Origin of the sequence: Streptomyces sp. FIT100 (genome assembly GCF_024584805.1) — a bacterium.
GTDB lineage: Bacteria > Actinomycetota > Actinomycetes > Streptomycetales > Streptomycetaceae > Streptomyces.
In genome coordinates, this window is record NZ_CP075715.1 from 1,787,382 (window position 1) to 1,811,182 (window position 23,801).

The 23,801-nt window shown below is 73.3% G+C and carries 19 protein-coding genes; 7 read left to right on the top strand and 12 right to left on the bottom strand.

Translation table 11 applies throughout. The features are described 5' to 3' along the window. Positions 1-26: 26 nt before the first annotated feature. On the bottom strand, positions 27-2,606 hold the full coding sequence (locus KK483_RS07745) for a beta-L-arabinofuranosidase domain-containing protein (protein ID WP_399013607.1): 2,580 nt from the start codon (positions 2,604-2,606) through the stop codon (positions 27-29). 224 nt (positions 2,607-2,830) lie between these two features. Between KK483_RS07745 and KK483_RS07750 the strand changes: the two genes are divergently transcribed. Next, on the top strand, positions 2,831-5,821 hold the full coding sequence (locus KK483_RS07750) for a glycosyl hydrolase (RefSeq protein ID WP_262004470.1): 2,991 nt from the start codon (positions 2,831-2,833) through the stop codon (positions 5,819-5,821). A 161-nt stretch (positions 5,822-5,982) separates the two neighbouring features. Here KK483_RS07750 and KK483_RS07755 read toward each other — a convergent pair whose 3' ends face one another. From KK483_RS07755 to KK483_RS07770, 4 genes are all read right to left on the bottom strand, one after another. Continuing rightward, complete coding sequence (locus KK483_RS07755) at positions 5,983-7,734, bottom strand: FAD-dependent oxidoreductase (RefSeq protein WP_262004471.1); 1,752 nt, start codon at positions 7,732-7,734, stop codon at positions 5,983-5,985. A gap of 144 nt (positions 7,735-7,878) precedes the next feature. Continuing rightward, the gene (locus tag KK483_RS07760; protein WP_262004472.1) at positions 7,879-8,523 is read right to left on the bottom strand and encodes a hypothetical protein; all 645 of its coding nucleotides are present in this window, start codon (positions 8,521-8,523) and stop codon (positions 7,879-7,881) included. Positions 8,524-9,056: 533 nt separating this feature from the next. Beyond that, positions 9,057-9,971 (bottom strand): SDR family oxidoreductase, encoded by a 915-nt coding sequence (locus KK483_RS07765; RefSeq protein WP_262004473.1) that lies wholly within the window; start codon positions 9,969-9,971, stop codon positions 9,057-9,059. A gap of 97 nt (positions 9,972-10,068) precedes the next feature. Then, positions 10,069-10,827 (bottom strand): SDR family oxidoreductase, encoded by a 759-nt coding sequence (locus tag KK483_RS07770; RefSeq protein ID WP_262004474.1) that lies wholly within the window; start codon positions 10,825-10,827, stop codon positions 10,069-10,071. Positions 10,828-10,894: 67 nt separating this feature from the next. On the opposite strand from KK483_RS07770, the gene KK483_RS07775 reads away from it, so the two are divergent. Genes KK483_RS07775 through KK483_RS07790 form a run of 4 tightly spaced genes read left to right on the top strand, consistent with a single transcriptional unit; the run spans position 10,895 to position 14,385 of the window. Next, complete coding sequence (locus tag KK483_RS07775; RefSeq protein ID WP_262004475.1) at positions 10,895-11,746, top strand: enoyl-CoA hydratase family protein; 852 nt, start codon at positions 10,895-10,897, stop codon at positions 11,744-11,746. Beyond that, positions 11,739-12,590 (top strand): CoA transferase subunit A, encoded by an 852-nt coding sequence (locus tag KK483_RS07780; protein ID WP_262004476.1) that lies wholly within the window; start codon positions 11,739-11,741, stop codon positions 12,588-12,590. Before KK483_RS07775 ends, KK483_RS07780 begins: the two co-directional genes overlap by 8 nt. Further along, positions 12,587-13,300 carry a CoA-transferase subunit beta gene (locus tag KK483_RS07785; protein ID WP_262004477.1) on the top strand — a complete coding sequence of 238 codons (714 nt, stop codon included), beginning with the start codon at positions 12,587-12,589 and terminating at the stop codon, positions 13,298-13,300. Before KK483_RS07780 ends, KK483_RS07785 begins: the two co-directional genes overlap by 4 nt. A 14-nt stretch (positions 13,301-13,314) precedes the next feature. Continuing rightward, positions 13,315-14,385, top strand: a complete 1,071-nt coding sequence (locus KK483_RS07790) for a nitronate monooxygenase family protein (RefSeq protein WP_262009388.1) — start codon at positions 13,315-13,317, stop codon at positions 14,383-14,385. A 70-nt stretch (positions 14,386-14,455) separates the two neighbouring features. On the opposite strand, the gene KK483_RS07795 is transcribed toward KK483_RS07790, so the two are convergent. The 5 genes from KK483_RS07795 to KK483_RS07815 form a co-directional block, all read right to left on the bottom strand. Further along, positions 14,456-16,150, bottom strand: coding sequence for a DEAD/DEAH box helicase (locus KK483_RS07795; RefSeq protein WP_262004478.1), 1,695 nt, complete (start codon positions 16,148-16,150; stop codon positions 14,456-14,458). A 95-nt stretch (positions 16,151-16,245) separates the two neighbouring features. Continuing rightward, entirely contained in the window at positions 16,246-16,449 is a 204-nt protein-coding gene (locus KK483_RS07800; RefSeq protein ID WP_242334262.1) for a cold-shock protein, read from the bottom strand. Positions 16,450-16,588: 139 nt separating this feature from the next. Continuing rightward, complete coding sequence (locus KK483_RS07805; RefSeq protein WP_262004479.1) at positions 16,589-17,746, bottom strand: acetyl-CoA C-acetyltransferase; 1,158 nt, start codon at positions 17,744-17,746, stop codon at positions 16,589-16,591. 16 nt (positions 17,747-17,762) lie between these two features. Beyond that, a complete protein-coding gene (locus tag KK483_RS07810; protein ID WP_262009390.1) occupies positions 17,763-18,350 on the bottom strand; it encodes a TetR/AcrR family transcriptional regulator in 588 nt (195 codons plus the stop codon). Between the two features lie 42 nt (positions 18,351-18,392). Beyond that, positions 18,393-19,187 (bottom strand): SDR family oxidoreductase, encoded by a 795-nt coding sequence (locus tag KK483_RS07815; protein ID WP_262004480.1) that lies wholly within the window; start codon positions 19,185-19,187, stop codon positions 18,393-18,395. Between the two features lie 50 nt (positions 19,188-19,237). On the opposite strand from KK483_RS07815, the gene KK483_RS07820 reads away from it, so the two are divergent. Together KK483_RS07820 and KK483_RS07825 are read left to right on the top strand one after the other, a co-directional pair. Next, positions 19,238-20,389 (top strand): acyl-CoA dehydrogenase family protein, encoded by a 1,152-nt coding sequence (locus KK483_RS07820; RefSeq protein WP_262004481.1) that lies wholly within the window; start codon positions 19,238-19,240, stop codon positions 20,387-20,389. A gap of 136 nt (positions 20,390-20,525) precedes the next feature. Beyond that, entirely contained in the window at positions 20,526-21,494 is a 969-nt protein-coding gene (locus KK483_RS07825) for an acyl-CoA dehydrogenase family protein (RefSeq protein ID WP_262004482.1), read from the top strand. Between the two features lie 133 nt (positions 21,495-21,627). On the opposite strand, the gene KK483_RS07830 is transcribed toward KK483_RS07825, so the two are convergent. Further along, positions 21,628-22,131 carry a pyridoxamine 5'-phosphate oxidase family protein gene (locus KK483_RS07830; RefSeq protein ID WP_262004483.1) on the bottom strand — a complete coding sequence of 168 codons (504 nt, stop codon included), beginning with the start codon at positions 22,129-22,131 and terminating at the stop codon, positions 21,628-21,630. A 181-nt stretch (positions 22,132-22,312) separates the two neighbouring features. After that, complete coding sequence (locus tag KK483_RS07835) at positions 22,313-23,797, bottom strand: hypothetical protein (protein WP_262004484.1); 1,485 nt, start codon at positions 23,795-23,797, stop codon at positions 22,313-22,315. Positions 23,798-23,801 lie beyond the last annotated feature (4 nt).

A 23,801-nucleotide genomic window follows, 5' to 3' on the forward strand; every position in this document is an offset into this window, starting at 1 on the left:
CAGCGGCAGGTGAAGGGGAAGGGGGCTCAGGCGCGCGCCAGCGCGCCGATCTCCGCCGGGGACAGCGCACGGTTGAACACGCGGAAGTCGTCGACCGCGCCGTGCAGGTACGGGTGCGTGGCGTTCTGCGAACGCCCCAGGTAGTTGCGGGTGGTGGCGCCGAGCAGCAGCGGGCTCATCACCAGCGCGTCGTTGCGGCCGGCCTCGGCCCCGTCGACGTACAGCACCCCGGTGCCGCCGCCCGTACGGTCGCCGGGACCGCCCGCGAGCGTCAGCGCGACATGGGTCCAGCGGCCCTGCGGCAGGGGTCCCGGGGCGTCGATGACGTCCTCGCCGTCCATGCCGGAGATCTTCAGGGCGGCACGGGCCCTGCCCGAGCCGGTGCGCGGGGTCAGGAAGACGTATGTGCTCTTGTGGAAGCCGAGGTCGAAGACGCGGGCCGAGTTGGTGAGCGTGTCCACCCGCACCCAGGCGCCGAGGGTCAGCTCGGTCAGTCCGGTGATCAGACCGGGCGGCAGCGCCACGTGCCCGTCCACGCCGTCGAGTTCGACGCCGTCCGACGCCCATCGTGCGCCCCCGGCCAGGGTCGCGGCGGGGAACGTCCCGGTGGCGTCGGCGCCGCTGCCGCCGTCGAGCGTGAACCGGGCGGTCTCGCGGGCCGGGCGTGGGCGCGGCGGCACGGCGAAGTAGACGTTGTAGCGCTGGTGGTGCACGCGGTGGAACGGCAGCAGCGGCACCTGGACGCCCTCGGCCACGGCCGTGAACTCCACCTGCTCGCCCGGCGCCCGGCGCAGCGACGCCGGGTCGAGGGCGGGGATCGTGGGCGACTCGACGTCGCCGTACGCCCCGGCCAGTACCACGGGCCCGTAGGTCACCGCCTGGACCTGGGGGTTGTCGGGCGCGGGGCGGCGGATCAGCTCCATGGGGAGGGTGAGCTCGACGGTGTCGCCGGTGCGCCAGTGGCGTTCGAGGGTCAGATAGCGGCCGGGCCGGGTGTCCGCGTGTGCCGAGCGGCCGTTCACGCGGACGGCGGCCCGCCCTTCGAGCCAGCCGGGGACGCGCACCTTCAGGGCGAAGCGGCCGTCGCCCGCCGTGACGGTGAGGCGGATCCGCTCCTCGTCGGGGTAGCGGGTCTCCTGGCGGAGCGTCACGCCGTTCCAGCGGACCTCGGACGGGACGAAGAGGTTGACGTACAGCGCGTCGCGCGTGTGGGCGTAGACGGTGTCCGCGAACTTCGTCTGGGTCTCCAGCGCCGTACCGTGGTCGCAGGAGAAGTTGTCGTAGTCGCCGCTGTAGCTGCCGGGCGCGGCACCGAGGCCGCCCTTGGGCTGCCGCCGCGAGCCGGCCCACAGGCCGGTGTAGTACGTGACGTGGCCGTGGGCCGAGTCGGGGTCCTGCTCGCCCAGCATCTGGTTGAGCAGGGTCCACTCGTAGTGGTCCATGTACGCGGTCGTGCCCGGGTCGTGCAGGAAGAGCTGCCGGCCGAGCTTGAGCATGTTGTAGCTGTTGCAGTTCTCGCAGGTGTCCTCGGAGAGCCGGCTCACGATCTCGCCGGGCGGGCCGAAGAACTCCTGGTTGGAGTTGCCGCCGATGACGTACGAGTGGTCGCGTACGACCGTGTGCCAGAAGTGCTCGGCGAGACGCAGATAGCGCTCCTCGCCGGTGGCCTCGTACTCGTGGACCGCACCGACGATCTTGGGGATCTCGGTGTTGGCGTGCCGCCCGGCGAGCTCGTCGCGGCCGTCGGCCAGCGGCCCGAGGACCTCCTCGTGGTCGAAGCGGCGGGCGGTGCGCAGCGGTACGGGGTCGCCGGTGGCCAGGTGCAGGCGGGTGAGCACGTCGTTCATGCCGCCGAACTCGACCTTGAGCACCGACTGCATCGTCTCGTACGGCAGCGCCGCGGTGCGCCGCTCGGCCCAGCCGGCCATCCCGCGCAGCACGTCCAGGGCCTGGGCGCTGCCGACGAGCTGATGGCAGTCGAGCAGCCCGGCCATGATCTTGTGGAGCGTGTAGTACGGCGCCCAGGGCTTGCCGCCCGCCTCCAACTGGTCGAAGACCTGCTCGGGGAAGGCCGAGAGATAGCCGGGCGCGAAACCGGCGGTCGGCGAGGCCGCCTGGCACTCGGCGAGGGCGGCGACGATCCGGCGGGCCTTGGCCGCGTACGCCTCGTCGCCGGTGTTGGCGTGGGCGAGGGCCAGGCCGGAGAGCAGATGGCCGGTGGTGTGGCCGCGCAGCAGCAGCGTCGGTGACTCCCAGCCGCCGCAGGGTTCGGCGGTGGAGGGGAGGCCGACGTTGGTGCGGAAGGTGTGCAGCAGCCGGTCGGTGTCGACGAACAGCATGTAGGCGCAGGTCCGGCGCATGTTGGCGCGGAACGGGCTGTCGTGGAGCGTGACCGAGCTGAGCGGGAACGGGTGCAGCGCCGGGCGGCGGTGCGTCTTCACGGCAGGGGCCGCGGCGGCTGCGTCAGCCGCGGCGGCAGGTGCGGCGGCAGGTGCGGCGGCAGGTGCGGCGGCGGCGGCCGTGCCACCGGGACCCAGGGCCAGAGCCGTGGTGACCGCACCTGTGCCCACCATGAAGTGACGCCGCGTCAGCGGGTTTCGGGGCATCGGGATGGAGCTCCTTCGGGCAACGTGATTGAAACGTTTCGGAGAGCTGACGGCCACTCTGGGGCCACACGGTGAGCGCGGTCAAGATGCCTGCCTGAAGGGAAAATCCACGGCAAGGCGTTCAACCCCTTGCTCTGGCCTCTCCGCGCCCGTATGTTTCCGCCAGATTTCTTGAATCGTTCAAACCATCAGTGCACCTGACACACCACAGCAAGGGGGCGGGCATGAGCCTGCGGCGAAGAGCGCTGCTGAAGATGGGGGCCGCGGCCGGCGCGGCCGCGGCCCTGCCCTGGGGCACCGCCACGGGGGCGGCGGCCGCGGCGCCGACGTCCGGGCACGGCACGGGCGCGGGAGGCGGCTTCCCTCGCGCCTTCGCCGACCCGCGCCCCGAGGTCCGCCCCCGGTTCCGCTGGTGGTGGCCCGACGCCCTCGTCGACACCGACGAGATCGAGCGTGAGATCGACCAGATCGCCGCCGCAGGCTTCGGTGGTGTCGAGATCGCCGCCGTCACGCACAGCATGCGCGGCGGCGAGACGATCGACCCGGTCCGCTACGGCTGGGGCACCCCCGCCTGGGTCCGGGCCGTCGAGGCGGCGCTGCGCCAGGCGAAGAAGCGGGACGTCACCGTCGACCTGACCCTCGGCCCCGCGTGGCCGAACTCCGTCCCCTCCATCACACCCGACAGCCCGGCCGCCGTGAAGGAACTCGCCCACGGCACCGTCACGCTCGCCGGGGGCCAGAGCCACACCGGCGCGCCCCCGGCCCCCGGCACCGAGCCCGCCGAAGGCGTCACCGAGCAGGAGCTGAAGCTCGTCCAGGCGATCCGGATCACCGACGCCGCCGCCGAGCCCGTACTGCTGGACCACACCACCGTCACCGACATCACGGGCGCCGTGTCCGGCGGTGAGCTCGACTGGACGGCGCCCGACGACGGCGGCGCCTGGCTCGTCATCGCCTACTGGGAGCGCGGCTCCGGCCAGCGCCCCGAAGGCCCGCACCACACCGACCCGCTCTCCTACGTCATCGACCACTTCAGCGCCGAGGGCACCCGCGCCGCCATCGCGTTCTGGGAGCGCCACCTCCTCCCGCCGAGCACCCGCAAGCTGCTCCGTGAGACGGGCGGCGCCCTGTTCGAGGACTCCATCGAGCTCGAGACCGACGAGACGATGTGGACGCCCGCGCTCCCGGCCGAGTTCGAGAAGCGCATGGGGTACTCGCTGCTGCCGTACCTCGCGACCGTCGTCGAGCGCGACGAGGACCCGGTCCACGCCTTCGGCCCGGAGATCGACAAGGCCGTCCGCCGCGATGTCGTCGAGGTCCTCACCGAGTTGTACGTCGAGCACCATCTGAAGCCGTTCCAGGACTGGGCGCACCGGCTCGGACTCCAGCTGCGCGTCCAGCCGTACGGCCCGGGCACCGACTCCATCTGGTCGGCCGCCGTGCTCGACGTCTCCGAGGGCGAGTCGCTCGGCTTCAAGAACCCCGACGACTTCCGCTGCCTGGCCGGCGGACGCGACATGGGCGGCAAGCTCGTCCTCTCCAACGAGGCCGGCGCGACGGCCGGCGGCGCCTACACCACGGCGTGGGACGCGACGCTGAAGAAGCTCGTCACCCAGTACGCGGCCGGCGTCAACCAGGCGTACTTCCACGGCTTCGCCTACGCCGAGGCGCCCGGCGCGGCCTGGCCCGGCTTCGCCGCCTTCTCCCCGTACAACGGCGGCGGCGGGTACGGCGAGGCGTGGGGGCCGCGGCAGCCCACCTGGGGCCATGTCCCCGACATCGCACGGTACTTGAGCCGCACCCAGCAGATCCTCCAGACCGGAGTCAACCGGGCGGACATCGGCATCCTGCGGCAGAAGGGCCCCGCCGGCACCGGCCTCGGCGCGCCCTGGTTCACCGCGGAGGGTGTGCCCGTCGGCTGGACCCACCTCTTCCTGAGTCCGCGGCTGCTCGACCTGCCGTCCGCGAAGGTGAGGGGCGGGCGGCTCGCCCCGGAGGGCCCCGCGTTCAAGGCGCTCGTCGTCGAGGGCGACGTACTGAGCGGCAAGGACCGCACTATGCAGCTCGACGTCGCCGAGAAGCTCATCGGCTACGCGAAGGCCGGGCTGCGGATCGTCGTCATCGGCGACTGGTCCGACGCACGCGTGCCGGGTCTGCCCGGACCCGGCGACAACGAGCGGCTGCGCGCACTGCTCGCCGAACTGCTCGCCCTGCCGACGGTGGCCGACGTTCCGGACCGGCCCTTCGTGCCGGACGCCATCGCGGCGCTCGGCCTGCGGCGCGACGTCGAGTACGCCCAGCGTTCGTGGCTGGTCCACGCCCATCGGGCCGACGAGGACGCCGACTACTTCTTCTTCGCCGTCGACGCGGTGACCAAGGGGGCGGCCAACACCCGGGTCGACCACGACGTCACCCTCGCGGCGCGCTGGGACGACGCCGTCCCGTACCGCCTCGACGCGTGGACCGGATCGGTGGAGCCGTTGCCGCTGTACTCCCGCACCGAGGACGGGCGGGTGCGGCTGCGGATCACCCTGGAGCCGGGCGCGACCACGATCATCGCCCTGGCCAGGCCGGGCCGGTGGGCGGACCGGCCGCGGGCCTCCGCCACCCGCAGCGAGGCCGCGGAGGTGCGGCGGGGAGCTGGCGGCCGCCTGGAGATCCGGGACACACGGCCCGGCACCTACCGCACCACCCTCCAGGACGGCCGGACCGTCGGCACGGTCCTGGGCGGCCTGCCCGAGCCGGTGCCGCTCACCCGCTGGGACCTGACGGTCGAGGACTGGCAGCCGGGCGACCGCCCTTCCCGGACGCTGAAGCCCCGCCGCGAGCTCACGCTGGACGCGCTGGCACCGTGGCCCCTCGTCCCGGGCCTGGAAGACGTCTCCGGAATCGGCCGCTACCGCACCACGGTCCACCTCGGCGCGCCCTGGACCGGCGGTTACGGCGCCTACCTCGAACTCGGCGAGGTCTTCGACACCTTCCGCGTCACGGTCAACGGCCACCCTCTGCCCCCGGCGGACCAGTTGACCCCCCGGGCCGACGCCGGCCCGTACCTGCGGCGCGGTGCCAACGTGATCGAGGTGGAGGTCGCCACGACCCTGCTGAACCGCCTGCGTGTGGCGAACGCGCCGGTCTTCGGCGGTGGCAAGCGCCAGAACTACGGCCTGGTGGGCCCGGTCCGCCTGGTCCCGTACGGCCGCGCACCGCTGACCTGACGGCGGCCCGCGGTCCCGGCGAGCGGCCCGGGGCGTCCGGCCCCGCCGTGTCCGTCCTCCCTGCGGGGCGGGCCCGGCGGTGCTCCCGGCGCCGGGCCGCTCGCCGCCCGCCCCGGTGCGACAGCACGGCGCGACAGTCCGACGCGACAGCCCGGCCGCGGCTACGCGCCCAGATAGGTGCCCGGTGAGAGCCACGGCGGACGGGGCAGGCCGAAGTGCTCCTCAAGCACCAGCTCGGCCTGGGAGAGGGCGCCGTAGACCCAGCCCTGCCCGGTGGACCAGGCGTCTGTGCAGACGTACAGGTTGGCGTCGGGGAGCGGGTGGCGCATCCGCGGCATGACCTCCCAGCTCTTCGCCCCCACCTGCCAGAAGTGGTAGGCGGCCCCGTACGGGTCCTGCACCCAGTCCTGGAAGTAGGCCGACGTCGGCTCGGGGATACGGGCGTCCGGGCCGTGCAGCTCGCGCAGTTGGCGCTGTGCCTCGTCGACCAGCGCTCCCGACGCCGAGGCGTCCATCGGGCGCGGCGGCCGGGTCACGGCCACCGGGGCGAGCCGGTGCGGCCGCGTCAGCAGCTCGTTCCAGAACTCCACGTCACGCAGGTCGTTGTAGGAGGCCAGCAGCAGGGCGTTGCGGTTGGCGGGGTCGGCCCCGGCCTGCTCGCCCTCCACACCCCAGTAGTACGTCTGGCGCAGCGGCAGGTCCGTCACCGAACGGCCGGCGTTCAGGCCGATGTCCTCCCACCACGGCCGGTCGTAGCCGAGGAAGAGCTTGGAGGCCGGCCTCGGGACGACGGCGCCGAGGTCGGACAGGAACCGGTCGCTGGTGAAGAGGAAGGAGTCCGGGTCCAGCAGCTCGATCGAGCGCTGGGGCATCGCCAGGACGACATGGTGAGCCCGGACCCGGAGCGGCCGGCCCTCGGGCCAGACGACGAGGTCGAGGACCAGCACGTCCTCGCCGTCGGCGCGGTCCCGGTCGATCCGGCGCACCTGGTGGTGGAGACGGACCGTCCCGCCCTCCGCCTCGAACTGCCGGGCGAGTTCCTCGGGCACCGTCTGGTAGCCGTCGAGCAGGTACCGGTACTGCGGCGGAGGGGAGCCGACGAAGTCGGCCACCGACGCCTCCATGGCCTCGATGCCGTTGACGTTGGACACCACCGAGCCGTAGCCGAAGCCGTCGTGGAGGAACGCCCACCCCTCCTGCCCGACCGCCTCCTGCAGCAGGTTCCAGAACCCGGTGTCGTAGAGGTACCGGCCGTCGGCCGACGCCGTCGGCTTGATCTTGTCCCACGCCTGGTGGTCCATGGTGGAGGCGCCGGGGACGAAGGTCTCGATGACCGAACTGAGCGCGTCGTCCGGTGACTTGCCCCGGATCGAGGCCGGCAGGTCGTACGGCACGGCCTGCGGGTCGCCCCACTGGCCCTGGGTGAAGCGGTGCCCGCGCAGATAGACCAGGTTCTGCGGCTCGTCGACCGGGAAGAGGTCCGTCCGCAGCCCGAGATGGTCCACGAGGTCGGCCACGACGGGCTGGTTGTCCAGGTAGCGCATCCCGCCGAGCTCGGCGTGCAGATGCGGCATACCGGGCGGCGTCACCGAGAAGAGGCGGCCGCCGATGCGTTCGCTGCCCTCGAACAAGCGCACATCGAGAGGACCGCGGCGACGCCGTCGAAGCCTGCTCAGGATGCGGCTGTCCTCGGCTTCGGGCCCGAGCAGCCGCCAGGCGGCGTACGCCCCGGACACCCCGGCACCGATGACGGCGACGTCGACGACGTCGTCGCGGTCGTCCCGGTCGGCGTGGTCGTCCCGGTCGGCGCGCGGGAGCGCCCGCGCCGGCGTCCCGAGCGCGCCGACGACGACGGCGGCGGCGCCGAGAGCCCCGGTCCCCTTGAGCAGATCACGGCGCGTTGGTTTGCCCATCTCCGGCGTCCTTCCAGCCTGGATGTCCCTGGTGTGCCACCTGTTGCGGCCACCAGCCCACGAAACCTACCAATTCGGATATTTGACGCAGTGTTGGGGGGGGGCGGCGGTGGGCGAGTCGCGGAGGCTTTGCGCTCTCGGCGGCTACACCGCGCCGTCCTGCCGTGTTCCCACGACCGCGGGCCCCGGCGAGGAGGACTCCGGCCGAAGGCCCTTCCTCGTGCGGGCGCGGTCGCGGGTCCACGCAGCCGCGCCCACCAGCACGGCCGCCCCCGCCGCGTACACGGGCAGCCACTCGGTCGTGGTGGTGGCGAGGCAGTCGGCAACGGCCTTGCCGCTCTGGGCCTTTTGCGCGTACTCCAAGGCGGCGCCGTCGCGACCGGCCAGGTCCGCCAGTGCGGCCCTCGACCGGACGGCCTCGTACCTGCCCAGCTCGTGGCAGCCGCTGCGCGTGCCCGGCATCGGGAACAGCCAGGCCGAGCGTTGCAGCACGGGGGCGAGCGCGATCGCCGCGCACAAGCCGACGACCAGCGAGTACGCGACCAGGGCACGCATGTATGCCGACCGGACGCCGGGTGTCCACGCCGGCCGCCGGTAGAAGGCGAGGATCACCGCGAACAGCGTCGCCCCGATGTAGGTGGCGAACCACTGCCAGGAACCCTGCGCGAGGGCGAACGTCAGCACGGCGGCGAGCCCGATGCCGATGACCCCCGCCTGCCCGGAAGCGCCGTCGCCCGCGCCACCGGCGGATGCCGGCCTCCGGGCCCCTTGGGGGGTGGGGTCGTTCACGGGGCTCTCCTGCCGGGTCGGAGGCCTCATCATCCGCGGCACGGCGGCGCGGGCCCCGGCGCCATGCCGGACGGGTCCGGCGCCCCGCCCGGATGGAGGGGGTGCCGCAAACCGGCCGGGCCGTGTCCGGCGCATGGCGCCGTTGCGCCCGCAGGGCGGAGCGCGCGGCGTCCGGTGCGTGCCATCGCACGGCGGAGGATCACCCTCGTACTGGACGCACATGGATGACTCCGGCAACCCAGCGAAGGGACCTACCGGACGTCGCGCGAGGGGCGGGATGCGGACGGACGGCATGCGGACAGGCGGGATGCGGACAGGCGCGATACGGACGGACGGCATGCGGACAGGCGCGATACGGACGGACGGCATGCGGACAGGCGCGATACGGACAGGCGCGATACGGACGGACGGCATGCGGACAGGCGCGATACGGACAGGCGCGATACGGACGGACGGCATGCGGACAGGCGCGATACGGACGGACGGGACGTGGACGGACGGCACGCGGACGGGCGGGATGTGTCGGGCACGGGCTACGCCCCGTGCACCCGCCCCGGCGGTTCGGACGCGGCCAGGAGTTTCAGGGTCGCCTCGCCCGCCTCCGCGGGTGTCCAGCGCGCGCCCTTGTCCGCCGAGGGGCCCGTGCGCCAGCCCTCCATCACCGCGATGCGGCCCGCCTCCGCCTCGAAGACACGGCCCGTCACGCCCTCCGGCGCCGCCGAGCCCAGCCAGACGACCAGCGGGGAGACGTTCCCGGGGGCCATCGCGTCGAAGGCCCCGGCCGACGAGGGCGCCGCCATCGTGTCCGCGAAGGTCCGTTCGGTCATACGGGTCCGCGCCGCCGGGGCGACCGCGTTGACCTGGACGCCGTAGCGGGCCAGTTCGGCCGCCGCGACCAGTGTCAGGCCCACGACGCCCGCCTTCGCCGCGCTGTAGTTGCCCTGGCCGACCGAGCCGAGCAGGCCCGCGCCCGACGAGGTGTTGACGACCCGCGCGACCGGAGCGCGGCCCGCCTTCGCCTCGGCCCGCCAGTGTGCCGCCGCGTGTTTCAACGGCAGGAAGTGGCCCTTGAGATGCACGCGCATCACCGCGTCCCAGGCGTCCTCGTCGAGGTTGACCAGCATCCGGTCGCGCAGGAACCCCGCGTTGTTGACGAGGGTGTCGAGCCGCCCGTAGGCGTCGAGCGCGGCCGCGACCAGTGAGGCCGCGCCCTCGCCGGACGCCACGTCCCCGCCGTGTGCCACCGCCTCGCCGCCGAGCGCACGGATCTCGTCGACGACGGCCTGTGCGGGCCCCGCCGATCCGCCGCCGCCCCCGTCCAGGCCCACGCCGAGGTCGTTGACGACCACCCTCGCGCCCTCGGCGGCGAAGGCGAGGGCGTGCGCCCTGCCCAGTCCCCGCCCGGCGCCTGTCACGATCACGACGCGGCCGTCGGCGATCCCGGTCATCTCGTCTCTCCTCGACTCGCTGGAACATCTGCCGACAAGCTCCCGGCCCCGGCCGGTCCGGACCGGGGACGGCACGGCCCGCCGCCGGCCGGGACCGTCACCGTTCCACCCGCGCGGCGGCCAGGAACGCCGGCCGCTCCCCGCCTCCGTGCACCAGCAGCGACGCCCCGCTCACATATCCCGCCCGCTCCGACGCCAGGAACACCGCGGCGGCCCCGACCTCGTCCGGCTCGGCGAGCCGGCCGAGCGGCACCGTGCCCCCGACCGCCGCGAGCCCGTCCTCGTCGCCGTAGTGCAGATGCGACAGCTCCGTGCGCACCATCCCGAGCACGAGCGTGTTCACCCGCACCTCCGGCGCCCACTCGACCGCCATCGACCGCGCCAGGTTCTCCAGCCCCGCCTTCGCCGCCCCGTAGGCGGCCGTTCCCGGCGAGGGACGCGTGCCGCTCACGCTGCCGATCATCACGACCGAGCCGCGCGCCGCGCGCAGCAGCCCGTACGCGGCGAGGGACGCGGTCATCGGCGCGACGAGGTTGAGCTCCACCACCCGCGCGTGCCGCTCGGCCGCGCACTCCCCCAGCGGCCGGTACGGCGTTCCGCCCGCGTTGTTGACGAGCGTGTCAAGGCGCCCGTAGCGGCGCCCGACCTCGGCGAAGAGGTCCGTGACGGCCGCCGCGTCGCGCAGGTCGACGGGGACGTACGCGGCGGCCCGCCCGCCGGAGACGAGCGTCGCGTCCGGCGGCCGGCGGGCGCAGACGACGACCTCCGCCCCGGCGGCGAGGAACGCCCGCGCGATCCCCGCGCCGACGCCGCGCGTTCCGCCGGTGACGACGGCGACCCTCCCGTCCAGCTCCATCGGCTGCTACCTTCCTCAACGGACCGTCACCTAACAAATGTTTGGTGGAAAGGTAGCTGATCCGCTCATGGGTGTCTCCACCTCCGGCCCGGAGAAGGGCATTTCCGTCGTCGCCGTCGACTTCCCGCCCGTCAACGCCCTGCCCGTGCAGGGCTGGTACGACCTCGCGGACGCCGTCCGCGCCGCCGGCCGCGACCGGGAGATCCGCTGTGTCGTCCTGACCGCCGTCGGCCGGGGCTTCAACGCGGGTGTCGACATCAAGGAGTTGCAGCGCGACCCGGGTCACGAGGCGCTGATCGGCGCCAACCGCGGCTGCCAGGAGGCGTTCGCCGCGGTGTACGAGTGCGAGGTCCCGGTCGTCGCGGCGGTGCAGGGCCACTGCCTGGGCGGCGGGATCGGTCTGGTCGGGAACGCGGACGTGATCGTCGCGTCCGACGACGCCACCTTCGGGCTGCCGGAGCTGGACCGCGGCGCGCTCGGCGCCGCCACGCACCTCGCCCGGCTCGTGCCGCAGCATCTGATGCGCGCCCTCTACTACACCTCGCGCACGGTCACGGCCGCCGAACTCCACGCCCACGGCTCGGTCTGGAAGGTCGTCCCGCGCGCCCGGCTCGACGCGGCGGCCCTGGAGCTGGCCCGTGAGATCGCCCGCAAGGACGGGCATCTCGTCCGGCTGGCCAAGGCGGCCATCAACGGCATCGACCCCGTCGACGTACGCCGCAGCTACCGCTTCGAGCAGGGCTTCACCTTCGAGGCGGCCCTCAGCGGGACGGCCGACCGCGTCCGCGACACTTTCGGCAGTCAGGGCAAGGACAGGCAGGGCAAGGACAGCCCGGGCAAGGACAGGCAGGGCAGGGACAGCCAGGGCAAGGACAGGCAGGGCAGGGACAGCCAGGGCAAGGAGGAGACGAGTGGCTGACAAGACCATGTCCGTCGACGACGCCGTCGGACGGCTGCGCAGCGGCATGACCCTCGGCATCGGCGGCTGGGGCTCGCGCCGCAAGCCGATGGCCCTGGTCAGGGCGATCCTCCGGACGGGCCTGACGGATCTGACCGTCGTCTCGTACGGCGGCCCGGACGTCGGGCTGCTCGCCGCCGCGGGCCGTGTCCGCAGGCTCGTCGCGCCGTTCGCGACGCTCGACTCGATCCCCCTGGAGCCGCACTTCCGCGCCGCACGTGAGCGCGCCGCCTTCGCGATGACCGAGCTCGACGAGGCCATGTTCATGTGGGGGCTGCACGCCGCCGCGAACCGGCTGCCGTTCCTGCCGGTGCGGGCCGGGCTCGGCTCGGACGTCATGCGGGTCAACCCGGAGCTGCGGACGGTGCGGTCCCCGTACGAGGACGGCGAGGAGTTCGTCGCCGTGCCGGCCCTGCGGATGGACGCCGCGCTCGTCCACATGAACCGCGCCGACCGGCTCGGCAACGGCCAGTACCTGGGCCCCGACCCGTACTTCGACGACCTCTTCTGCGAGGCGGCCGACGAGGCGTACGTCTCGTGCGAGCAGCTCGTCGGGACGGCCGAGCTGACGAAGGACGCCGCCCCGCAGACCCTGCTGATCAGCCGGCACAGCGTGACGGGCGTCGTCGAGACGCCGAACGGCGCGCACTTCACCTCCTGCGTGCCCGACTACGGCAGGGACGAGGCGTTCCAGAAGCTGTACGCGACCACGCCGTGGGAGGAGTTCGCCGGGCGGTTCCTGTCCGGCGCGAGCGAGCGCGCCTACCAGTCCGCCGTCCAGACCTGGCACGAGGAGCAGCGGTGATCAGTCGCGCGGAGTACTGCGTCGTCGCCTGCGCCGAGGCGTGGCGCGACAACGGCGAGGTGCTGGCCAGCCCGATGGGGCTGATCCCCTCCATCGGCGCACGTCTCGCCAGGCGGACCTTCTCGCCCGACCTGCTGCTGACGGACGGCGAGGCGATGCTCGTCGGGCTCGACGGCACGGTCGAGGGCTGGCTGCCGTACCGCCGCCATCTGACGATGGTGACCGGCGGCCGGCGCCACGTCATGATGGGCGCGAGCCAGATCGACCGGCACGGCAACCAGAACATCTCCTGCATCGGCGACTGGGCCCGGCCGGCGCGGCAGCTCCTCGGGGTGCGCGGCGCCCCGGTCAACACCCTCAACAATCCGGTGAGTTACTGGATCCCCCGGCACTCCCGGCGGGTCTTCGTCGAGAAGGTCGACATGGTCAGCGGCGTCGGCCACGACCGTGCGGCGGGGGCGCGCTTCCACCGGATCCCACGGGTCGTCAGCGACCTCGGGGTCTTCGACTTCGCGACTCCGGACCGGTCCATGCGGCTGGCGTCGGTGCATCCGGGGGTGACGGTCGAGCAGGTGCGGGAGGCGACCGGCTTCGCGCTGGTCATCGATGACGACGTCCCGTGCACACGGGAGCCGAGCGCCGCGGAGCTGCGGCTGATCCGCGAGGTCCTCGACCCGGACGGGCTGCGCGAGCGCGAGGTCAGGGCCTGATGGAGAAGGCGCTGATCGGGACGGCGCTGACCGGGCTCGTCGGGGTCAGGCACCCCCTCGTCCAGACCGGCATGGGCTGGGTCGCGGGTCCCCGTCTGGTCTCCGCGACGGCCGACGCGGGCGCGCTCGGGATCCTCGCCTCCGCGACGATGACCCCCGGGCAGCTCCGGGAGGCCGTGCGCGAGGTCAGGTCCCGTACGGACGAGCCCTTCGGGGTCAATCTGCGCGCGGACGCCGGGGACGCGCGGGAGCGGGTGCGGATCATCGTCGAGGAGGGCGTACGGGTCGCCTCCTTCGCTCTCGCACCGTCGCGCGAGCTGATCGCGGAGCTCAAGGACGCGGGCGTCGTCGTCATCCCCTCCGTCGGGGCACGGCGGCACGCCGAGAAGGTCGCGGCGTGGGGCGCGGACGCGGTGATCGTGCAGGGCGGCGAGGGCGGCGGGCACACCGGGGACACCGCCACGACCGTGCTGCTGCCGCAGGTCGTGGACGCGGTGGACATCCCGGTGGTCGCGGCGGGCGGCTTCCACGACGGGCGGGGCCTGGTGGCGGCGCTCGCGTACGGGGCGGCGGGGATCGCGATGGGGACCCGCTTCCTGCTCACGTCGGACTCGACGGTGCCGGACGCCGTCAAGGCCCGCTATCTCGCCGCGTCCGTCAGGGACGTCACGGTGACGACGGCCGTCGACGGGCTCCCGCACCGCATGCTCCGCACGGACCTCGTCGAGGCGCTCGAACGTTCCGGCCGCGTCCGGGCCCTGCTGCACGCGCTGCGCCGTGCGGCCGGTTTCCGGAGGCTCTCGGGCCAGTCGTGGGCGGCGATGGTCCGCGACGGGCTCGCGATGAAGCACGGCAAGGACCTGTCCTGGAGCCAGGTGCTGCTCGCCGCGAACACCCCCGTGCTGTTGAAGGCGGCCATGGTCGACGGCCGCACCGACCTCGGCGTGATGGCGTCCGGGCAGGTGGCGGGGGTGATCGAGGACCTGCCCAGCTGCGCGGAGCTCGTCGGGCGGGTGATGGCGGAGGCGGAGCAGGTGCTGCGGGCCCTGCCGGCCACGGGATGCCCGGGGCACGGCACGGGGTGATCGAAGGACGGGCGGCCGGGCCCGGCGGTCGGTCGCCGGGCCCGGCCGCCCCGCTGGTGGGGCGGACCGGCTACTGGGCGGTGGCCCTGAGGCCCCCGGCCCCGCCCTTGGCGCCGCCGGACGCGCGCCCGCGCGAGCGCCCGCGGCCCGCCTGGGTGCGTCCGGCCTGGGAACGTCCGGCGTCCGCGCGGCCGCCCTCGGTACGTCCGCCCTCCGTACGTCCGCTCTCCGTACGTCCGCTCTCCGTACGTCCGCTCTCGGTGCGCCTGCCCTCGGCCCGGCGGCCCTCGGTGCGACGGCCCTCGGTGCGGCGGCCGGACCCGGACCCGGCACCACCGCTCCGGGCGCGCTGGCGCTTCGGGCGCGACTGCCCCGAGGGCTGCTGCGGCGGCTGCGGCACCTCGATGGTGACGGCCACACCGGACGGCTCGCGCGCCCCGGTCAGCCGGGCCAGTTCGTCGTCGCTGGACTTGATCCTGGCCGTCTGCGGGCTGATGCCGGCGTCCGACATGAGCCGGGTCATCTCCCGCTTCTGCTCGGGCAGTACGAGGGTGACGACACTGCCCGACTCGCCGGCCCGCGCGGTGCGCCCGCCCCGGTGCAGATAGTCCTTGTGGTCCATCGGCGGATCGACGTTAACGACGAGGTCCAGGTCGTCGATGTGGATGCCGCGCGCCGCCACATTGGTCGCCACCAACGCGGTGACCTGCCCGTTCTTGAACTGGTCGAGGGTGCGGTTGCGCTGCGGCTGCGTACGGCCGCCGTGCAGGCCCCCGGCTCGTACGCCGCTGGCGAGCAGCCGCTTGACCAGCCGGTCCACGGACCGCTTGGTGTCCAGGAAGAGGATCACCCGGCCGTCGCGGGCCGCTATACGGGTGGTGACCGCCTTCTTGTCCGTCTCGTCGGCGATGTACAGGACGTGGTGGTCCATCGTGGTCACGGCGCCCGCGGAGGGGTCGACCGAGTGCACGACGGGGTCGGCCAGGAAGCCCCGGACGAGCCGGTCGACGTTCCGGTCCAGGGTCGCCGAGAACAGCATCCGCTGCCCGTCCGGCTCAACCTGCTTCAGCAACGCCGTGACCTGCGGCAGGAAGCCCATGTCGGCCATCTGGTCGGCCTCGTCCAGAACCGTGATCGCCACCTGGTCCAGCCGGCAGTCACCGCGCTCGATGAGGTCCTTGAGCCGTCCGGGCGTCGCCACCAGGACCTCGGCGCCGCGCCTCAGCGCGGCCGCCTGCCTGGTGATCGACATTCCGCCGACGACCGTGGCCAGCCGCAGGTTCACGGCGGTCGCGTAGGGGGTGAGGGCGTCGGTGACCTGCTGTGCGAGCTCACGGGTGGGCACGAGCACCAGGGCGAGCGGCACACCGGGCTCGGCACGCCGCCCGGCGGTGCGGGCGAGCAGCGCGAGGCCGAAGGAGAGGGTCTTGCCGGAGCCGGTCCGCCCGCGGCCGAGGACGTCGCGTCCCGCGAGGGAGTTCGGCAGGGTGGCCGCCTGGATCGGGAAGGGCTCGGTCACGCCCTGGGCGGTGAGGGTCTTCAGCAGGGCCGCGGGCAGCTCCAGCTCACCGAACGACGCCACGGCGGGCAGGGCGGGCGTGCTGGATTCCGGCAGGGTGAACTCCTGCGGACGCGTGACAGGGCGCCCACCGCCGGAGCCCTTCGCCGGCCGCTTCGCGGGCGGGGTCGCGGCCTGGTTCGCGGTGCGCTGCGCCGGTCGCCTGCGCGCGGGACGTGCGGGACGTTCGGAGTGGGAGCGAGTCATTCGGGATTGATTGCCTTCCTGGGCCTGAGGACAGCACAAGCCGGGGCCCGCTCCTCGAGGATGCGGGCCCCGGCTGCGTGGTACGCGTCCGGGTGTCAGGCCGGGACGATGTTCTCCGCCTGCGGGCCCTTCTGGCCCTGCGTGACGTCGAAGGTGACCTTCTGGCCCTCCTGGAGCTCACGGAAGCCCTGGGTGGCGATGTTCGAGTAGTGGGCGAAGACGTCGGCGCCGCCGCCGTCCTGCTGGATGAAGCCGAAGCCCTTTTCGGCGTTGAACCACTTCACGGTTCCGGTGGCCATGTCGTTCTCCTGACAGGTAGCTGGTCCCATCCGGAGATGCCGGAAACAAATCATGCGCCTGTCGGATCATTTCCCGTCAGGCGCACACAAAGTTCATGGGTACCAAAACTGCAACGTGGGCAAATGTAGCACGCCGGACTCAGAGCCGCTCGATGATCGTCACGTTGGCCTGTCCGCCGCCCTCGCACATCGTCTGCAGGCCGAGCCGCCCGCCGGTGCGCTCCAGCTCGTGCAGCAGCGTCGTCATCAGCCGCACCCCCGTCGCACCCAGCGGATGCCCGAGGGCGATGGCGCCGCCGTTGACGTTGACGCGGGCGGGGTCGGCGCCGGTCTCCTTCAGCCAGGCGAGGACGACCGGGGCGAACGCCTCGTTGATCTCGACGAGGTCGATGTCGTCGATGGTGAGGCCGGTCTTCTTCAGCGCGTAGGCGGTCGCGGGGATGGGGGCCGACAGCATGCGGATGGGGTCCTCGCCGCGGACCGAGAGGTGGTGGACGCGGGCGCGCGGGATGAGCCCGTGCTCCCGTACCGCCCGTTCGGATGCCAGGAGCATCGCTGCCGCGCCGTCCGAGACCTGGGAGGAGCAGGCCGCGGTGATGGTGCCGCCTTCGGCCACGGGGTCGAGCGCCGCCATCTTCTCCAGACTCGTGTCGCGGCGCGGGCCCTCGTCGACGGCCATGTCGCCGTACGCGACCGTCTCACGCTCGAAGCGGCCCTCGTCGATCGCGCGGATCGCCCGCCGGTGGGAGCGCAGGGCGAACTCCTCCATGGCGGACCGGGAGATGCCCCACTTCCTCGCGATGAGTTCGGCGCCGTGGAACTGGTTGACGGGTGCGTCGCCGTACCGCGCGCGCCAGCCCTCGCTGCCCGCGAACGGGCCCTCGGTCAGCCCGAGCGGTTCGGCCGCCTGCCGGGAGGCGAAGGCGATGGGGATCTGGGACATGTTCTGCACGCCGCCCGCGACGACGAGGTCCTGGGTGCCGGACATGACGCCCTGGGCGGCGAAGTGCACCGCCTGCTGGGACGATCCGCACTGGCGGTCGACGGTGACGCCGGGCACCTCCTCGGGCAGCCCGGCCGCCAGCCAGCAGGTGCGGGCGATGTCACCCGCCTGCGGTCCCACCGTGTCCAGGCAGCCGAGGACGACGTCCTCCACGGCCGCCGGGTCGATCCCGGACCGTTCGACCAGGACCTTGAGGACGTGCGCGCCCAGATCGGCCGGGTGGACGGCCGCGAGGCCGCCCCTGCGCCGGCCGACCGGGGTGCGGACCGCTTCGACTATGTAGGCCTCGCCCATGACTGCTCCTTGAGGGTCAGTGACGTACGGAAATGCCGTCCAGCACCATCGACAGGTACTGGCGGGCGATCTCGTCGGGGCTGTGCTGTCCGCCCGGCCGGTACCAGGACGCGGCCACCCACACGGTGTCGCGGACGAACCGGTAGGTGAGCCGGATGTCCAGGTCGTCGCGGAAGGCGCGGGCGGCGACCCCGCGCTCCAGCGTCCCGAGCCACGCCTTCTCGAACTTCTTCTGCGAGTCGGCGAGATAGTGGAAGCGCGGCTGGACGGCGAGGTGCCGGGCCTCCCTCTGGTAGATCGCGACGGCGGCGCGGTGCCGGTCGATCTCCCGGAACGACTCGGTGACGAGCGCCTCGATCGTCTCGCGCGGCCCCAGCCCGGCGGCGAGGACGGTGTCGTACCCCTCCCACAGCTCGTCGAGGAAGGTGGAGAGGATCTCGTCGACCATCGATTCCTTGGAATCGAAGTGGTAGTAGAGGCTGCCCGCGAGCATCCCCGCGGCGTCCGCGATCTTGCGGACGGTGGTGGCGCTGTAGCCCTGGGCGGCGAACACCTCGGCCGCGGCGTCGAGCAGTTCGCGGCGCCGCTCGGGCACGGCGGTCATGTGGGGCTTCTTGTCGGTCGTCGGCACGCGTCCATTGTCGTCCTAGGCGCGCTGGGAGCTGACGGACACCGTCTCGCCCGTCATGTAGGAGGAGTAGCCGCTGGCGAGGAAGACGATCACATTGGCGACCTCCCAGGGCTCGGCGTACCGGCCGAGGGCTTCGCGGGCGGTGAGCTCCTCGAGCAGCTCGGCGGAGGTGACCTTCACCAGGTGCGGGTGCATGGCGAGGCTCGGCGACACCGCGTTGACCCGCACTCCGTACGCCGCCGCCTCGACGGCCGCGCACCGGGTGAGCGCCATGACGCCCGCCTTCGCGGCCGCGTAGTGGGCCTGTCCGGCCTGGGCGCGCCAGCCGACGACGGAGGCGTTGTTGACGACGACTCCGCCACCTCCACCGCCCCCGTCGCGGAACGCGCGCAGCGCGGCGCGGGTGCAGCGGAAGGTGCCGTTCAAGGTGGTGTCCAGGACGCGGGACCACTGCTCGTCGGTCATGTCGACGAGTGCGGCCGTGCCGCCGAGGCCCGCGTTGTTGACGACGATGTCGAGGCCGCCGTGCAGGCGCCCGGCCGTGTCGAAGAGGGCCTGCACCTGGGTCTCGTCGGTGACGTCGCACGCCTGCGCGGCCACGGCGTCGGGGCCGAACTCCGCGGCGAGCGCCTCCTCGGTCTCCTTGAGGCGGCGCGCGTGGGCATCGCTGATCAGGACCCGGGCGCCCTCCTCCAGGAAGCGCCGGGCGGTGGCTCCGCCGATGCCGGCGCCGGCGGCCGCGGTGATGACGGCGGTGCGGCCGTCCAGCAGCGCGTGCCCCGCCACGTACTGAGCCTTGTTGTCCGTCACACCGGCACGTTAACCTACCAAACACTTGTTAGGGAAGCTGGGGTGCGCTGATGGACCTGACGCATACGGCGGACGAGGACGCCTTCCGTGCGGAGGCCCGCGCCTGGCTGCGCGAGCGGGTCCCGGCGCGGCCGCTGCCCTCGCTGGAGACCGGCGAGGGCTTCGCCGCGCACCGGGAGTGGGAGGCGGAGCTGCATACCGGCGGCTGGTCGGTGGTGTCCTGGCCGGAGCGTTACGGGGGCCGGGGCGTCGACATCTTCCACTGGCTGGTCTTCGAGGAGGAGTACTACGCGGCGGGCGCGCCCGGCCGGGTCTCCCAGAACGGCATCAACCTGCTCGCCCCGACCCTCCTCGACCACGGGACGGAGGAGCAGCGGGCCCGGATCCTGCCCGCCATGGCGAGCGGTGAGGTGGTCTGGGCGCAGGCGTGGTCGGAGCCGGAGGCGGGCTCGGACCTCGCGTCGCTGAGGTCACGGGCGGTACGCACGGACGGCGGCTGGCTGCTGGAGGGGCAGAAGACCTGGTCGTCACGGGCGGCGTTCGCGGACCGGGCGTTCGGCATCTTCCGTACGGACCCGGATGCGGACCGGCCGCACCGGGGGCTGACGTATCTGATGTTCGACCTGCGGGCGCCGGGCGTCACGGTCCGGCCCGTCGGACGGCTCGACGGCAAGCCGGCCTTCGCCGAGCTGTTCCTCGACGAGGTGTTCGTGCCGGACGAGGACGTGATCGGCGAGCCGGGGCAGGGCTGGCGTATCGCCATGTCGACAACGGGCAACGAGCGGGGGCTCATGCTGCGCTCCCCCGGCCGCTTCCTGGCCGCGGCCGACCGGCTGGTGGAGCTGTGGCGCGCGGCGGCCGACCCCTCCGACACGGCACTGCGCGACCGGGTCGCGGACGCGGTGATCGGCGCACGGGCGTACCAGCTCTTCACGTACGCCAACGCCACGCGGTTCGCGGCCGGTTCGGCCATCGGCGCCGAGTCGAGCCTCAACAAGGTCTTCTGGTCCGAGTACGACATCGCCCTGCACGAGACCGCGCTCGATCTGCTGGGTGCGGACGCCGAGCTGGCGGACGGCCCGGGCCAGTGGGCGGAGGGGTACGTCTTTGCGCTGGCCGGGCCGATCTACGCGGGCACGAACGAGATCCAGCGGGACATCATCGCGGAGCGCCTGCTCGGCCTGCCGAAGGGCCGCCGCTGATGGGGCGCCCCGACTCGGGGCTCCGCCCCGGAACCGGCGCGGCGAGCACGGCGAGCACGCGCCACGGACGGATCGGAAGGATCGCACGGCACGAACGGCACGGACGGATCGGTCCGCAGTCACGAGGAGACGCCCTGTGAAGTTCCTGCCGACCGACGAGCAGCAGGCGTTCGTCCGCTCGCTGGGCGCCATGCTGTCGGCCGCGGACACGCCCGCGGCGGCCCGCGCCTGGGCGGCGGGCGACCCCGCGCCCGGCCGCGCCCTGTGGTCCCGCCTGGCCGCCGCGGGGGTCTTCGCGCTGGCCGTGCCCGAGGCGTACGAGGGCGTCGGCCCGCTCCCCGTCGAACTGGCCCTCGCCTTCGTGGAGCTGGGCCGGCATGCGGTGCCGGGCCCGGTCGTCGAGACGGCCGCCGCGGCGGTCCTCGTCGCGGAGCTGGGCGATCCCGTGCTCGCCAAGCGGCTGCTCCCGGCCATCGCGGCGGGCGACCTCCTCGTCTCCCTGTGCCTGCCGGCGGCGGGCCCGTACGCGCTGGACGCGGACGCGGCGGACTGCGTCCTGGTGGCGGACCGGCACCTGCGGATCGCGCCCGGGCACGGGCCGGTGCGGGCGTCCGCCGATCCGGCGCGGCGGCTCGCCGTACCGGACGACGGAGGCGAGGTGCCGGCCACCGGACCCCGCGTGGCGGCCGCCGCCGCACGCGCCGCCGACTGGGCGCGGCTCGCCAGCGCGGCCCAGGCGGTCGGCGTCGGCCTCGCGCTCCTGGAGCGGACCGTCGCGTACGCCGCGCAGCGCGCCCAGTTCGGCGCCCCGATCGGCTCCTTCCAGGCGGTCAAGCACCGGCTTGCGGACACCCTGATCGCCCTGGAGTTCGCCCGGCCGCTGCTCCACGGTGCCGCGCTGTCCATGGCCCCCGCCGACATCGCCGCGGCGAAGGCGGCGGCGGGCGAGACCGCGTACACCGCCGCCCGAGCCGCCCTCCAACTCCACGGCGCCGTGGGCTACACCGAGGAGCTCGACCTCGCCCTCTGGCTCCGCAAGGCCCGCCCGCTGCGGGACGCCTGGGGGACGCCTTCGCAGTGCCGGGCGGCGGTGCTGGCACTCTGATTCACGCGCACGCGGCGTCGGTGCGCGGCGGGCCCGGACGCCGCGCGCAGGCCACGCCGCCCACCCGTTCCCTGCAGGGAACGGCGGAATCAGCGGCGCCCGCAAGACTCGCAGCGGGCGCTCACGGGCGAGGTCATGAGGGGTCCGTGCGCGGCGGACCGTCGTCGTTGCCGCGCCGGATCGTCCGTAGCGCCCGGCCCGGCCGCCAGGTCCGTACGACGAGTTCGTCCCCCTCGACCCCGACGCGTACGACCTCGGTCAGCTCGACCCGGAACAGATGGAACGGCTGGGGTGCCTCGGTCGCCTCCTGGAACCGGGCCATCGCCTCCGGGTCGGTCACCTCGACCGCCCGTCCGCCGATCCGCACGTCCCCGTCGTCCATGGACGCGTCGGCCCCGGGATTCGCGTGGACCGCGAACCGCGGGTCCCGCTGAAGGTCCTGCGCCTTGCGCGAGTTCGGCATCATCCCGAGCCACAGCTCCCCGAACCGGAAGGTGACCTCAAGCCCGGTCACCCGCGGAGAGCCGTCCTTGCGGATCGTCGCGAGGACGTGGTGCGTGTACTTCTCGAAGCGCTGCCGCGTGGTCGCGGCGAAGTCGGGCTCCGCCGCCTGGAAGTCTGCCCAGCTGTTGTTCATGGTTCCAGGAAACCTGGAATACCCGACATCTCCTGTCGGGTATTCATCCCCTGCCGCGTTTGCTGCTTGCACCGGTCCCATCCGGCGCCGGCCTCCGCAGACCGCGCCGGTCCCGCGCCGGCGCAGGGCCGGACAGCCCCATCCGGCGGGGGGACAGCCCCGCCGGTACCGCCGAAGACCGTCATCGCACCCTCTCGGCTTCCTCTGCCAGGTGCAGGGCCGCGAGCACCGATGCGTCGACAATCGTGCCCGGGGTGTAGAGCTCCTTGGCGTGCCACAGTGGACGGTGGGGTACGTCCTCGGTGGCCCGCAGGAAGCCGGCGCCCCGGCGTGAGGCGGCACTCGCCGGGTGTCCCGTGGCAAGCAGGATCCGGACGGCGTACGAGGTTTCCTCGGGCGTTGACCCCCATATTCCCCAGCCCCCGTCCGATCGCTGGGCGTTGGTCACCCAAGCCCTGGCACGCCGGACCGCGGCCTGGGCCTGTGGACCGCCGTACCGGTGCAGGGCGAGCGTGCAGCACACCGTGGCGTAGTAGGGGGAGGCGTGCCACTTGTCCTCCCAATAGCCGCCTGCGCGTTGCTGCCCGGTCAGCCAGGTGGTGACCTTTCCCGCGGCGCTTTCACGCCATCCGGCGTTCACGGATGAACTGCCCAGCGCCTCCAGCGCATGGGCGTTGACCGTGGCCGAGGGCGTCCTCTCCCCGGGATAACAGGCGAAGTGGGTGGGCGTCGCGAACCTCCGGAGGGCATCGAGAGCCTGGGGCCGCTCAACGAGGGCAAGCGCATGCAGGATGGCCGGGGTGACGTCCCCGTCCGGAGGCAGGTCCTCGCCCGCCGATGTGCTGGCCGGGTCCAGCGCGTCTTCCAGCGCCTGTACGACGACATCTGTAGGTGACACGCGCACGCCCGCTCCCAGGAGCCAGGCCAGCACCCAGGAACGTTCGAACACGGAGAGGGACGCCGCAATGGGCACGGGCCCGGCTGCGGCGAGCGTTTCGAGCCGACTGCGCATGACGGGGTCGTGCCGCACACGAAGCCATGCCGCCATCGCGGAGGGAGCGGCGCACATGCTGCGGTCCGCCGGGGCAAGGGAGTCGACAGCCGACGCCGCGGCCTCGCCCAGCACCTCCAGTGAGAACAAAAGGGCACGAGGCGGGGAGGCACCGGCGGCTAGCCGCCGCCGGACCCGGTCGAACGCCAAGGCGTCCACGTTCGAGGGCAGTTCCACTGGCGCCAACCCGTCGAGAGGTTCCGTCCGCAGCGCCCGCATATGGCCTTCGATGTCCTCGGTCAGTCCGGGGACGATCATTTCAACCGCGGCGGTGTCCGGCAGCGTGGCCACGGGGTGGCGCCTGAGCAGTCCCGCCACCGCACGCAGCCCGCGCGCGGCAGCGCCGACCACTGACGCCGTGCCAGCGGCTCGGTCCCTCCGTACGACTGTCAGCAAAGCCTCCACCGCGCTGAGCGACGGCACGAGGGCGTACCCACCAGGACCGCCCCACAGGCCGTCCGGCCGCTGCTCCTTCAGCACGTACCGAAGCCGTGCAGCATGGCCCGGCAGCCAGGACGCGAGCGAGAGCAGTCGGGCCGTTTCGTAGAGGGACGGCGAAGAGCGCCCGCGCGGCTCGGCTGCCATCCGCTTGAACAGCTCCTCGGCTGTGTCCACCAGT

Excerpts from the sequence above, each read along its gene's own strand:
- KK483_RS07805 (WP_262004479.1), bottom strand. The coding sequence starts at position 17,746 with ATGGGCGAGGCCTACATAGTCGAAGCGGTCCGCACCCCGGTCGGCCGG.
- KK483_RS07830 (WP_262004483.1), bottom strand. The coding sequence starts at position 22,131 with ATGAACAACAGCTGGGCAGACTTCCAGGCGGCGGAGCCCGACTTCGCC.
- KK483_RS07810 (WP_262009390.1), bottom strand. The coding sequence starts at position 18,350 with ATGACCGCCGTGCCCGAGCGGCGCCGCGAACTGCTCGACGCCGCGGCC.
- KK483_RS07775 (WP_262004475.1), top strand. The coding sequence starts at position 10,895 with ATGGGTGTCTCCACCTCCGGCCCGGAGAAGGGCATTTCCGTCGTCGCC.
- KK483_RS07755 (WP_262004471.1), bottom strand. The coding sequence starts at position 7,734 with ATGGGCAAACCAACGCGCCGTGATCTGCTCAAGGGGACCGGGGCTCTC.
- KK483_RS07765 (WP_262004473.1), bottom strand. The coding sequence starts at position 9,971 with ATGACCGGGATCGCCGACGGCCGCGTCGTGATCGTGACAGGCGCCGGG.
- KK483_RS07820 (WP_262004481.1), top strand. The coding sequence starts at position 19,238 with ATGGACCTGACGCATACGGCGGACGAGGACGCCTTCCGTGCGGAGGCC.
- KK483_RS07745 (WP_399013607.1), bottom strand. The coding sequence starts at position 2,606 with ATGCCCCGAAACCCGCTGACGCGGCGTCACTTCATGGTGGGCACAGGT.
- KK483_RS07800 (WP_242334262.1), bottom strand. The coding sequence starts at position 16,449 with ATGGCCACCGGAACCGTGAAGTGGTTCAACGCCGAAAAGGGCTTCGGC.
- KK483_RS07750 (WP_262004470.1), top strand. The coding sequence starts at position 2,831 with ATGAGCCTGCGGCGAAGAGCGCTGCTGAAGATGGGGGCCGCGGCCGGC.
- KK483_RS07795 (WP_262004478.1), bottom strand. The coding sequence starts at position 16,150 with ATGACTCGCTCCCACTCCGAACGTCCCGCACGTCCCGCGCGCAGGCGA.
- KK483_RS07770 (WP_262004474.1), bottom strand. The coding sequence starts at position 10,827 with ATGGAGCTGGACGGGAGGGTCGCCGTCGTCACCGGCGGAACGCGCGGC.